Annotated in this window: 13 protein-coding genes; 1 reads left to right on the top strand and 12 read right to left on the bottom strand. The window is 48.0% G+C overall.

Annotation, left to right across the window (positions count from 1 at the left end; genetic code table 11):
- Positions 1-8: 8 nt before the first annotated feature.
- The 7 genes from PHE37_RS13045 to PHE37_RS13015 all read right to left on the bottom strand — a co-directional run bounded on the left by PHE37_RS13045 (position 9) and on the right by PHE37_RS13015 (position 7,338).
- Complete coding sequence (locus tag PHE37_RS13045; RefSeq protein WP_299994743.1) at positions 9-1,277, bottom strand: 3-isopropylmalate dehydratase large subunit; 1,269 nt, start codon at positions 1,275-1,277, stop codon at positions 9-11.
- A 76-nt stretch (positions 1,278-1,353) separates the two neighbouring features.
- A complete protein-coding gene (locus tag PHE37_RS13040) occupies positions 1,354-2,085 on the bottom strand; it encodes an energy transducer TonB (RefSeq protein WP_299994745.1) in 732 nt (243 codons plus the stop codon).
- A complete protein-coding gene (locus PHE37_RS13035; RefSeq protein WP_299994748.1) occupies positions 2,082-2,729 on the bottom strand; it encodes a sulfite exporter TauE/SafE family protein in 648 nt (215 codons plus the stop codon). The genes PHE37_RS13040 and PHE37_RS13035 overlap by 4 nt, the downstream gene beginning before the upstream one ends.
- A gap of 4 nt (positions 2,730-2,733) precedes the next feature.
- Positions 2,734-3,735 carry a 4Fe-4S binding protein gene (locus PHE37_RS13030; protein ID WP_299994750.1) on the bottom strand — a complete coding sequence of 334 codons (1,002 nt, stop codon included), beginning with the start codon at positions 3,733-3,735 and terminating at the stop codon, positions 2,734-2,736.
- Positions 3,728-4,549 carry a hypothetical protein gene (locus tag PHE37_RS13025; protein ID WP_299994751.1) on the bottom strand — a complete coding sequence of 274 codons (822 nt, stop codon included), beginning with the start codon at positions 4,547-4,549 and terminating at the stop codon, positions 3,728-3,730. Before PHE37_RS13025 ends, PHE37_RS13030 begins: the two co-directional genes overlap by 8 nt.
- Positions 4,550-4,558: 9 nt before the next feature.
- On the bottom strand, positions 4,559-6,805 hold the full coding sequence (locus PHE37_RS13020; protein WP_299994753.1) for a TonB-dependent receptor: 2,247 nt from the start codon (positions 6,803-6,805) through the stop codon (positions 4,559-4,561).
- 95 nt (positions 6,806-6,900) lie between these two features.
- Positions 6,901-7,338 (bottom strand): hypothetical protein, encoded by a 438-nt coding sequence (locus PHE37_RS13015; RefSeq protein WP_299994754.1) that lies wholly within the window; start codon positions 7,336-7,338, stop codon positions 6,901-6,903.
- A 35-nt stretch (positions 7,339-7,373) separates the two neighbouring features.
- On the opposite strand from PHE37_RS13015, the gene arsC reads away from it, so the two are divergent.
- Positions 7,374-7,715 carry an arsenate reductase (glutaredoxin) gene (arsC, locus tag PHE37_RS13010; protein ID WP_299994755.1) on the top strand — a complete coding sequence of 114 codons (342 nt, stop codon included), beginning with the start codon at positions 7,374-7,376 and terminating at the stop codon, positions 7,713-7,715.
- Here the strand turns inward: arsC and PHE37_RS13005 are convergent.
- From PHE37_RS13005 to PHE37_RS12985, 5 genes are all read right to left on the bottom strand, one after another.
- On the bottom strand, positions 7,712-9,355 hold the full coding sequence (locus tag PHE37_RS13005; RefSeq protein ID WP_299994757.1) for a methyl-accepting chemotaxis protein: 1,644 nt from the start codon (positions 9,353-9,355) through the stop codon (positions 7,712-7,714). The two genes, arsC and PHE37_RS13005, sit on opposite strands and share 4 nt — an antisense overlap.
- A 69-nt stretch (positions 9,356-9,424) precedes the next feature.
- Positions 9,425-9,895 (bottom strand): nucleoside deaminase, encoded by a 471-nt coding sequence (locus tag PHE37_RS13000; RefSeq protein WP_299994758.1) that lies wholly within the window; start codon positions 9,893-9,895, stop codon positions 9,425-9,427.
- Positions 9,879-10,589, bottom strand: a complete 711-nt coding sequence (locus tag PHE37_RS12995; RefSeq protein ID WP_299994760.1) for a GGDEF domain-containing protein — start codon at positions 10,587-10,589, stop codon at positions 9,879-9,881. The genes PHE37_RS13000 and PHE37_RS12995 overlap by 17 nt, the downstream gene beginning before the upstream one ends.
- Positions 10,590-10,599: 10 nt before the next feature.
- Positions 10,600-11,385: an MBL fold metallo-hydrolase gene (locus PHE37_RS12990; RefSeq protein WP_299994761.1), complete on the bottom strand. Its 786-nt coding sequence runs from the start codon at positions 11,383-11,385 to the stop codon at positions 10,600-10,602.
- A 58-nt stretch (positions 11,386-11,443) separates the two neighbouring features.
- Positions 11,444-12,211, bottom strand: a complete 768-nt coding sequence (locus tag PHE37_RS12985; RefSeq protein WP_299994763.1) for a M15 family metallopeptidase — start codon at positions 12,209-12,211, stop codon at positions 11,444-11,446.
- Positions 12,212-12,312 lie beyond the last annotated feature (101 nt).

Below are 12,312 nucleotides of genomic sequence, written 5' to 3'. Positions count from 1 at the left end.
CAGAGAGATTATTTGATCGTTGCAGGGTCAGTGATATACCCCGTAATCGCTGAAGCGGCAGCCACGGCGGAGTTTGCCAAATAGACTTTTGATGAGCGTGACCCCATTCGTCCGACGAAGTTACGGTTGGTCGTTGCGACGGCGACTTCGTTGTCCCCCAAGATTCCCATGTATCCGCCCAAACATGCACCGCAGGTCGGGTTGGAAACAACGCCGCCCGCATCGATGATGATGTCCATGTATCCGAGTTTGGTCGCTTCGCGTGCGATACGCTGTGTTCCCGGAGTGACGATCAAACGGACATCCGGATGAACCCGTTTCCCTTTTAGGATTTCAGCGGCGATTTTGAGGTCGCTCAAACGGCCGTTCGTACAGCTTCCGATGAATGCCTGATCGACTTTGATGTTGTCGCTGACCGCTTGGGTGAGGCTGTGACCGTTGGACGGCAAGAACGGATAAGCGATGACCGGTTCGAGATTGGCGACATCGATTTCGAGTACCTGAACATAGGTTGCGTCTTCGTCGGAATAGTGGATTTTCGGTTCACGTGCAAGAGGCTTGTCGCTCAAGAATTCTGCCGTGATCTCGTCATACGCGACGATGCCGCTTTTTGCTCCCGCTTCGATCGCCATGTTACACATACTGAAGCGGTCATCCATCGTGAGGTGAGGGATCGTGCTTCCGACGAATTCGAGAGTGCGGTAGAGTGCGCCGTCAACACCGATCATGCGGATCACTTCGAGGATGATGTCTTTTCCGGTCGTGTATTTGCCCGGTTTGCCGCTGAGGATCACTTTGATAGACTCAGGAACTTTGAACCAGTTGCCTCCGGTAATCATTGCAAATGCCAAATCGGTCGAACCCATCCCCGTAGAGAAGGCACCGAGCGCTCCGTGCGTACAGGTGTGTGAGTCGGCACCGATGATGACGTCACCCGGAACGACCAACCCTTTTTCAGGGAGAAGAGCGTGTTCGATCCCCATGTCTTTTTCATCGAAGAAGTTTTTCATCTGATATTTTTTAGCAAAATCACGGCTGATACGGGCTTGGTTCGCCGAAGCGATGTCTTTGGCAGGAATGAAGTGATCGAGGACGATCGAAAAGCCATCCGGATTGGCAAGTTTTGTTGCGCCCGAATCTTCGAATGCTTTGATCGAGATCGGAGTGGTGATGTCGTTACCGATGACCATATCGATCGGTGAACGGACGATTTCACCTGCGTAAACAGGATGTCCGACGTGCTCGGAGAATATTTTTTCAGTAATCGTTTGACCCATAATAATACCTTCACAAGGGGCTAAATAGTGGCGCGATTATACCACAGCGAGTCTTAGCATTTTTTACGTCTGAAGATTAACCGTTGTTGAGGGTAAATTCAAGGGTCAAATCTATCTCTATGGGAAGCGAATCGCTCAGGGCTTCGGGTACCTTGACTCCCGACGCGGAGGCCACCGCCAGTTTGGCCGCTTCATGAAAGATGCTCTCCCCCTGACGTATCGATATGTTTTTGATAATCCCGGTATCCGTCAATGTAAAGCGGACATCCACCTCTCCCTCCATCCCTCTGCGTCGGGCTGCTGAGGGATATCGTAAGTGATGCTGAATGTTGGAGCGCAAAGAGGCGAAAAAGGAGTTTTTTAGGGCACTGAGATCGGCTTTTGGTGCCGGTTTGGCCGGACTTTGTGCGGGGGATTGCACCGCAGCGGTTGAGATCGTCGGTTTGGATTCGGAAACAGGGGCAGTAACGGCTGCGGCGCTTACCGGAGTTGCAACCGGCTGGACTTGAGGTGCGGCAGCAAGCGGTTTGATCGCTGCAAGAGGCGTCGGTTTTAAGGGTTCGGCCATTTTCGGTTTGGGCGTTTGCGGTACCGGTATCGGTGTTTGTTTAAGCGGCTGCGCCAATTCCGTAGGAGGGGAGACGACTTTGGAAGGTTGGGACAAAGAGACAATCGTGATGTGTTTGATAGGGAGAGCAAATGTTTGGGCTTTTGGCGTATGAAAGACGCTGAGTATCAAAAGGGCGAAAAGTGCCATCAATGAGTGAAATGCCACTGAAACCCCGAAGGCTTTAGATGTTGTATTCATAATCGTATCCATCCTTTAAAAATTGCGATCCCGATACCTGCCAGGAAGAGGGGCGCCAAGTGCTGTAAAACATTCCGGTACTGCGAGAGATGTTTCAGACTCTCTTTGAGCACCCGTGTGAGAACCACCGAAAAAAAGAAAAACCACAACAGTGTCGCACCCAGACCGAAGGCCGCTCCATAGGCTACCGCCCACGTAATTGAGGTGCTGGTGGCACTGAGCGTCATCATGGTAGCGACGGGTGCACATATGGACATGGAGAGGAACATTCCACTCAGGAATAGGGCAATGTTCCCCTGCGGAGCAGCGGGTGAAGTGTTGCAGCAAGAGGAGGAAGCTCTCAGTGAAAACCACAACCGTCCGGCGAGGATCAGGGTGACACTCCCGAGGAGATACCCCATTAATGTCGTGTCGCTGATGAGCGTTTTAATCATGGATGCCCCGAGATAGGCGATGAGGGAGAGGAAAATATAGCCGCTGATACGCCCCATACTTATCGGGAGCAGGACTTTCAAACTTTGTTGCCGCGTACTGCTGTTCGCCAAAAGAATCGGTGAGAGCAGCGGCATGCAGGTGAGCATGCACGCGGTCGCTCCATAGGAGAGCGCGACAATAAAGAGCGAAAGAAGCGTCATTGTTTCCATCGGCTCACTCTTTCCACCACTTATCGATTTTGATCCGTTTTTTGAACGACTCTTTGGATGAAGTGAGGAGAGTTACGGGACCGTATTTTAGGTTCATAACCCCATCATGCGGGCAAAATTCGACGCATCGTCCGCAGAGGGTGCAATCCGCGTGCGTAATATTTTTATGCTCTGTCGAATCTTGGATTTCGTAAATATCCATAGGACATGCTTTGACACAGTTTCCGCACGAGTCGCAATGCGAATCGCCGTTTTTAACGAGACGTAACAAGCCGATTTTTTTGAACAAGGTTTGCATCGGCAGCATCGGACAGATACGGCAAAACGGTTGACGGACGAAAAGGGCAAGTGCGACCATCAGCCCGAACATCAGATCGGCGATGAGGGAGAGAGCGAAATATCCCCAGGAAGCCTGAGAAATATAGATCTGAGACATATCGCCTCCCATGGCGGTTGTCATAATTCGGCTCGGGCAGATAGAGCAGTAAGGATTTCCCCATTCGTGCCCGAGAAAGCCGATACCCGTTAAAAGAGGGAGAATCAACACTAAAAAGAGGAAAATAAACCATTTGATCGGGCGGATTTTATTGACTGCTTCGCGCGAAAGGCTTCCGAGTTGGGTGAGTCCCAGTTTGGTACCGATCATCGTAAACACATCCTGAAAAAATCCGAGCGGACAGAGCCAGCCGCAAAACGCTTTGTTAAGGATGAGGATGAGTACCGCGACGGTTCCGAGAGTGATGAGGGTTCCCATCAGTGCCGGCAATACTTTTTCACCCTGGGTAAAGATGCTCGATACCCGGTGGTCCATCTGATGCTGCAACGGGATGAGGCTACAGAAGTCCCCTCCTTTCATGTCATACGCGCAGGAGAGGGCGGGGAGACTTTGGGTCAGCTTGTCTCCGGTGTAAAAGGTAGTGAAAATCATCGCACCGTAGACGAAAAAAACAAATGCGGTGAGTTGGATGACCCGTCGAAGGGCGGTGAGCGTTAACAGTTTATCCACGGGATACTCCTTGGTTTTTTTTATGTCGTCGGTAGAAGAACAATCCCCCTAAAAAGCCGATAAATATGGCTCCCGCCCCATAGGGCTGGGATTGCCAGTAATCATTCGGATTGAGACTGTAGGGCATGGTAAGCGTATTTTTATAGAGGGTGTCGCCTTCACGGTGTTGGGTAGTGAGGAGAAATTCGGAAGGTTTGTTTTCGCTTCTGCCGATTTGTACGTTTTTAAAATCATTTGGGAGGGTGACGGTGAATTTGCCCTCCGCATCCGTAATAACGCTTTGCGCGGGAGTGTTACGCGTTTCCAAGAATACTGTTGTATTTGCCAGAGGGTGATTGTGCAAACGAAGCACAAAATGGTACGATTTGGAGGCGGTGTAGCGGTCATGCTCACGGTGCAGAGGGTCCGGAACAATCTCCAAATCAGTTTTAGGAAGTGCGGTCAGTTTTGTCGGAGAGATTTTAGACGGACGCCCTTGCTGGGATAGATAACGGATGGCACTGTCGACTTGGTTCTCAGAACGATGGGTGAGAACGAGGGCATAATAACCGCCGATTGTGGCTTTAGGAAGCGTCAGTGCGGTATCGGTAAGGTTGAGGTCGTCTTTCGATAAATCGGGTGTAATCAGTGTTACCGAACCGTTCCCATCCAGATTCATTGCGTGAAGCATAGTGACTTCGCCCATACCGTGTCCCCCGTGTTTGCCTTGGGAATGCCCGCCGCCATGAGACATATGCGGTGCCCAATAAATAACTCCCTCCCCGTATCCCCAAAGGGAAGAGGCGAGAAAGAGTGCTGAAAGTCCTTTTTTCATACTGTCTCCTTAAAATTTAACGGATAAGCCTGCCGTATAGACACGCCCCGGATTGACCGTGATGGAGAGGTCTTCGGCATCGAAGATTCCGTCACTGTTGGCATCGCCGCTGGCACGTGCCGTGTTGTAGTAAAATTTATCCAGGACGTTATCGATTCGGGCAAACGCTTCGAACCGGTATCCGTAAATTTTGGCGGTGTAGTTTGCCAGCAGGTTGAGTGTTGCCTGTCCCGCAATCTCGATTCGGTTGAGTTCATCGGCATAATAGTTTGATTTTGCGTTGAGCTCGGTGGTGAGGAGAAGATGCTCGTTGTAGTTGTAGCCTACGCTGAGGTTCAGCGTATGTTTCGGAACGCGCGGGACGACATTTCCGGTGAGGTTATAGTGTTCAATCGTATATTGTGACGCAGGATTGGTCAGTGTCGAAACGTATGTTCCGTAAGAATTTCCCAACGTCAGGTTAAAGTTGTCGTACTGGGTAAATTTGGCATCGATAAAGGAATAGGCCACATCGAAGAAAAACGTCTCTTTTCGATCGGTGTTGAGGGAGAGCTCAAATCCTTTATTCCGCATACCTCCGATGTTATCGTATTGGGTTGCGGTGTAGAGAGGATTTGCCGGGTCGGTTGAGGCGTATTGCCCGACATTGGCCATAATGTAATCTTTACGGTCGATCATGAATACGGCCATGTCATAGTCAAACCAGGAGGTGTTCCCGCGGAGCCCGATTTCGTAGTTGTATGAAGTTTCGGGCTTGAGGGCATGGTTGCTTTCGACTTTGGTATTGGTCGGGTCGATATCCCCGGCAAAAAGCTGGCTCACCGTCGGTGTACGAAATCCGGTTGAGACATTGGCATACAGCGATGAGGATGGGGTGAGGGCATAGGTGGTACCGAGGCGATAGGAGCCGACATTGAACGTTTTTTTGATTTGGATGCTGTTGAGGGTGTCATCGTAATCCATCGTAATGCGGTCATATCGGGCATTCCCGGTCATGACCAAATCATTAGAGAGGGCGTATTTTAGCTCACCGTAGAGGGCGTAGACGTTTTCATCGGTTTCATCGTTTCCGGTGATTGTCCCCGCTGTTTTGATGTTGTTCGGATTCGAACAGGCGGTTGCTCCCATTCGGGTACAGTAGCTTTGCAAGATGTTGGTTTTGTTCTCATAATAGTTGTCCCGCAGATCGAGACCGAGCATCGTTGCAAATGTTTCACCCGATGTACGGAGTTCGCTTTTGATCCCTCTTTGGATTTGGAAATAGTCGTTATTGGTTCCGTATGCGTCATCCGCAGTTACTTTCGCTCCGGAAGTATCGTATTTGATCGGTCCACTGATGAAATTGGTATTGTCATTATATTGGTAGACATTGACGAGGAGATTGGAGGAATCATTGATCGTTTTCGCGTAAGTAAGAAAGTATTTAGCCAACTGAACGTCAAATTTACGGGCGTAATCACGATCTCCCGTCCCGTTGTAGGCACTGGTCGGGTTTGTTTCTGCCTCGGTCACCCCTTTGACGGTACCGTGGCTGTCTTTGTTCCGGTCGGATAACTCGATACCTGCGGTAATATCGCTGGTGTCATCAATGTAATACTGAAATTTCGAGTTGAGATATTTGTTGTCATATCCGCCGTTTTCCCAAAAACTGTCGCTTGTGCGTTGGCTCCCCTGCACGTAAAAATTATAGGTGTCCGTAGCGTATCCTCCGCGAAGGAGGTATTTGCGGTAATCAAAACTTCCCGCTTCCACCCCTACGGCGCTATAGCTGTTTTTCGCCCCTTTTTTCGTCGTGATGATTACCGCACCGCTCAGCGCATCTTCACCGAAAAGATACGATGCTCCCCCTTTGACAACTTTGATCGATTCGATGTTATCCAGATCGATGTTGACGCTTCCGGTCCGCTCAAATACGGGGACCCCGTCAATGACGACGGCAACGCCCGGTTTTTCTCCCATATACCGTTGATTTTCTACCCCTCGGATGTGGAGTTTGAATTTATCGCCTCCCGTTACTTCGGTTGTGATCCCCGGAATACGGTTGAGTACCTGTTGAATATTCTCTATATGCGCTTCATCAACGGTTTCGCCGGAAATAGTAGCGGTATTGGAAACTTCGGTCTGTTTTGAGGTGAAACGATCGTCGATCGTCGTCGAATCAATTCCGATGATTCCGAGATTTTCAGTTGCAAAAGAGGCGGTGACAAGGAGGGTAGATAATAAGATACTATGAGAGATTCGGCGGGGTTTGGACATCGCATTTCCTTAAGTTGAGTGGAATTAAGGGTGCGATTATGAAATAAAAGTGTTACATTAGTGTTAAGTAAATAAAATAAGAAACTATTAATAATTTATAGAGGGGGAGTGAGATTGCAAGACGACATTGTCACATTCCACTTCGTCGAAAAGTTTTTGAGAATCGTTTTAGGATCGTGGGGAACGGTGCAGTCGGAGCAGTCATGATGAATAGAGTTTTCATGCTGAAATACTTTTCCCTGCGGTGCATTGATCGCACAGTAGCTGTAGCGGATGATCCCCTCCTTATCGGCTGCGGCATTGTCGTTGAAGCGGAAATAGGGACAGGCGCACCAGTAGCAGTTTAGGTGAGGGATATCGTGGCATTTGGTTTTTGTTGCGTAAAGCAGACAAAAATCGCACTCCTTTTGGGCCATATTCTCAAATTCAAAATACTCTACGATTTGCTCCGCACTCAAACCCTCTTTAGTGAGTCGTGCGAGGATATTCTGATGTTTTTGCGCATGGGTCTGGAACCATTTGGTATATGTCATAAGGGTATAATAGCGAAAAAAAACGGAGAGATTCTATGATTATCTGGCATAACCCGAAATGTTCAAAATCGCGTGAAGCATTAAAATTATTGGAAGAAAAAGGGGGGAGCGCCGAAGTGTTCAAATATCTCGATACCCCGCCTTCTCGGGATGAAATTGTTGCATTGTTGCAAAAATTGGAGATTTCGGCGCGTGAACTCATGCGTACCAAAGAGGATCTGTACAAAGAGCTGGGGCTTGCAAAGGTAACCGACGAAGCTAAACTGATCGATGCATTGGCGGAGTATCCAAAACTGATCGAACGCCCGATTCTCATCGACGGAAATCGGGCCGTTATCGGCCGTCCCGTGGAAAAAGTGATCGATTTTTTAGGCTAAGTTCTAAATTTTTGGAGTTTATGGTTGAGTTCCGCCGTATTTTCTCCGATCCCGTTGGCTACCGTCGTTATAGAACTGATGCTTGCGGTATTGGAGCAGGCGATCGCATTGATCGAATCGATTTTCGATGAGATCAAATGCATCCCTTCTCTGATGTTCAGAAGCCCTTCGTTGGAGGTATGAACACTGGTTGTCGCGATATGCATCAACGAAGAAGAGGTTTGGATCATGACCTGAACGGCATTAGAGTCTTTTGAAACAATAAGGATTTCTTCGGCGGATTTGTCCATTTTTTGGCTGGTGTTTACAATCGCCTCTACAATCGTACGGATAGTGTAATTGATTTTAGAGAGGCTCTCTTGGGTCCGCTCCGCCAGTTTGCGCACTTCATCCGCTACAACGGCAAATCCCCGCCCATGCTCGCCGGCACGCGCTGCTTCGATGGCGGCGTTCAGTGCCAAGAGGTTGGTCTGATCGGCAATGTCTCCGATGATATCCAAAACTCCTTTGACCTCTTGCGCCTGAGAAGAGAGCGTTTTTAGATCTTCGGAGAGGATTTGCTGCGTTTGGGCGACAGTTTGAATGTCATTATTCATGTGTGAAATCTGACCGCTGGCTTTTGCGAGATGGGTAGAGGCTTCGTCAATTTTTACATTGGTGTCATCCGATGCGCTCGAAGTACGCTGCACGATATCCTGCAGCGTGACGATCTGGGTATGGGTAAGAGAAATATCCGATGCACTCGCTTCGAGCCGTCCTCGAATGGTTTCGCACACTTTGTTCAGCTCTTCGGATGAAGAGATGCTGTTGTGGGCAGATGATTTCATTCCGTTAACCATTTTTTGGAGCTCTTCCATCGAATCATTCATATCTTTTGCGGCGGTTGAGAGTTCGTCATCCCCATTTGAATCAATCCGTTCCAGTAAATTACCCGATCGCAGATGTTGCGCTATTTGGGTCAAATCGGCAATTTTTTTGAGCAAATATTTGGTGATAAAATGGAGAACAAAATAGACGATGACCATACCGAGCGGAAAGATGACGGCAATGAGGATCAGGATCTTTTTAAACTCGTCTTGCGCAATGAGATAGAGGTTATTCGCATTGGTGATTTGAAGCTCGATCAAATCATCGAGTTCACTGCTCGCCGGAGTGAGACTGTAGGGGAAATCGCTTTGGAGCAAATCGAGAACAGACATAAGCTCTTTTGCCTTTATCGCTTTTTCGAGTAATATGATTGAACGGTCCGCACGATCTATAATCTCTTTTGCCTTGGGAAGCTGTTTGATCTCTTCGGGAGTTTTTGAGACTTTGAGATAGGCACTCCACTGTTCATTGAAAAGACGATGCGATTTTTGGACGGAAATCAGCGTTGATTCAAAATCCCCGGCCCCTTCTGAGAGGTTTGTGGCATTTTGCAGTATCTGTTTGTCAAGAGCATTTTTACACGAACGGAGGTTCTGAAGCGGTTGGAGACTTTGCGAATGTATCGTCTTTAAAGAGGTATTGGATAAAAGGATACCGATAACTCCGATACTAATCGCCAAAAGGGCGAACAATTGAGCCATAACGACGATAAGGGTGATTTTTTGTCGTATGGAGAGACGGGAAAAAAATGATGATGAGGCATGAGCAACCATTCGGTGCACCTTTCGAACAAAGTGCGGAAGTGTAAAATCCAATGGTTACAATTAGGTCACAGTAACGGATTAGTAGATATTCCGATCACTTTTGGCACGCCAAAAATCAAACAGCTTATTGGTTCTTTCGGTATCAATGGGACGAAGATCGAGGGATGTTTCTGGATGGTTGATCATCGTGTAAAAGCGTCTATCATCAAATCCCCCTTGTGCAGCATCTTCCATGGATGAGGCATAATAGACGGTCGGTATCCGTGCCCAAAAAATCGCTCCCATACACATAGGGCAAGGATAGCAGGTCGTATAAAGGACGCAGTCGGAGAGATCGAAACGCCCTAAAGCCTGAGATGCTTTACGGATGGCATTAACTTCTGCATGAGCTGTAGGATCGTTGGTTTTGAGCACTTCGTTATGGGCGGAAGCAATAACTTCTCCCTTAAGAACGATGGCTGCTCCGAAAGGGCCTCCGTCATTGCTGTTCATCCCTTTAAGAGCCTCATCGTAAGCGATTTGCATAACGGGGTTAAAGGTAGACGACACGGTTTCTCCCCTCCTCTTTGGCTTTATACAAAGCTTGATCGACACGCAGAATAACGGTGTCGTTGGTGTCGGTGTCTCTGATCTCGGTAACGCCGATACTGCAGGTAATCTGTTTGGCGATCGGATGAAAGGTCTGTTCGATAATTTTTCTCAGTCGTTCGGAACGCTGTATCGCACTGGGGCCATCACAGTTATTGAACAAAGCGATAAACTCTTCTCCTCCCCAGCGGGAAAAAATATCTTCTCCGCGGATGTGTTCCGTCACTGTCTGGGTAAAGGTGATCAGAACTTCATCCCCCACGATATGGCCATAGGTATCGTTCACTTTTTTAAAATAATCGAGATCGAAAAATACTAACGATATTGGAAGCTGGGTCCTTTTGTGCTCTTTGATCTTTTGTTCGAGAAGGATACTGAATTTCATCCGGTTCGTGATTTTAGTCAAATGGTCGGTAGACGCCAGCAGGGTGAGCTGACGCATCGATTCGTTCAGCTCATGAGTCCGTTCTTTCACTCGTTCTTCAAGATGCTCATTGAGCTCTCGAAGCTGCTGTTTTTTCTCTTTGAGGGCATCCATGGTTTGGTTCAGCTGAGCGCGCAGCCTCTCTTCTTGCTTTCTGGACTCACTGAGCAATTTAATTTGACGTTCGAGAACGGCAATTCTTTTGATGTATTCGCCACACTCTTCACTCATCAGAGTTCCCTTAACTGAGATCGGCGTAAACAATGTCCAGGCCGCATCGGAGATTTTTGAGGTAATCCAGTGCCAATGGGACATCTTTTTCGGAAAAAATCGATCCGTGCTGCGGCAATATCCCTTTTAGCGTTATCCCCTCCAGTCGGCGCACAAACCCCCGCGCGGCGATATTGGAGGCCATGTAGTCTACATGGAAAAGATCCATATTGAGTTTATGGGTTTCAAAATCACTGCTGAGGAGCTCCCAGTCGGTATCGAGCGCAGCCCAAATATCTCCGGAAAACAAAAAAGATGAGGTTTCATCGTACGTAGTAAACGCACCGGGAAAATGGAGAAACGGGGCTTCGATAAAGCGGAGTTTTTTCCCATTTTTAAAGGAGTATTGCATATGGTCTGCAATGTCGTAAAACGTGTAATCACTGCGGCCATAGTGGGGAAGAAGGACATTGGTTCGTGCTGATGAGATAATCGTAATCGCCGGATTAAGTTCGAGCCAGTCGACCATGGATGCGGCTACATCCGGATCTTGATGGCATAAAATAAGGGCATTGATTTTGTTCGGATCTACGACTTGTGCTACGCGGCGCTTGACCTGCTCAAAATATTGACGGCTTCCCGGATCGATGAGAATGTATTCCTCCCCTGAACAGATCAGATAGACATTGCACCGGAAGGCAGTTTCCTCTTCAATTCCGAGCCAATAGATACGATGATCTGATTCTTCATATAACAGTGTCGGTTCATCGAGGCTGATCATCTTGCCTCGATAGTGTTCCAGAAAATCCGTTCCCATATTATTCCTTTCTGTCCCTATCTTAGGCTATCATAAGTCCAACTGTCTCAATCTTTCCTTATTTTGCATTATTAGTGCATGCAGGGGCGAGAAGCTCGGGACGGTATTCGAAATGCATCGTATCGTAGTGGTACCATCGTCCGCCCCAAATAAACCCGTGTTTTTCAAAGATACGGACGATGGAGAGGGGCATAGTATTTTTATAGCCGATGTGAGCGGTCTCTGAGGGAGCTTCGTCTTTCCAATATTGGGTTTTTGTGGGTGCGAGATCGATCGCAATACCGTAGCTGTGCATAGAGAGACGATCGGTGTCCTGGATCACGCGATAACAGTAGGTTGTCGCACCTTCTGCCCAGATACGGTCACTTTTAGGGAGTTTTGCGATCTCTTGACCGATTTGGTAAAGTTTTTTATCTACCCCTGCGACTTTGTTCACCGGAAGTTTGATGGATCCCTTCAGAGTCGGCCAGTCGATACGGACGAGATTCTTTTCAATCGCTTTTTGATCTTTGCCGTAAAGTGCTTGAAAAAAAGGCTGATAGCGCAGACGTCCCGGATCGAAGAGATACGGCTGCGGTGTATTGTGCCCGCCTGCGTCGTAGTGCTGTTCAACCTGTGTAGCAAGATCGGCATGGTTTATTTTTTCGTCCCATGAGGATTTTGAATCATCCGTGTGGTAGGGAAACCGGGTGCCGTCTTTGAGGACGATTGCATTTTCATCGGCTGAAGCGATGAGGTTGGGATATCCTTCGAGGTAACATTGCGGATTAGACCACGCAAAGGAAAAAAGCAAAACGGAAGCGGTTAAAACAGTAAAAGATCGCATGAATACTCCTATAGAAACAGTATTTTATCGAATAATAAACAAATCACTATACGTTTATATCTTCACGATTTATTCACACAACTATGTCATGATAACGGTAT

Source organism: Sulfuricurvum sp. (assembly GCF_028681615.1).
Lineage (GTDB): Bacteria > Campylobacterota > Campylobacteria > Campylobacterales > Sulfurimonadaceae > Sulfuricurvum.
The sequence above is the reverse complement of the archived record's forward strand: the minus strand, read 5'-3'. Positions and strand labels throughout refer to the sequence as shown.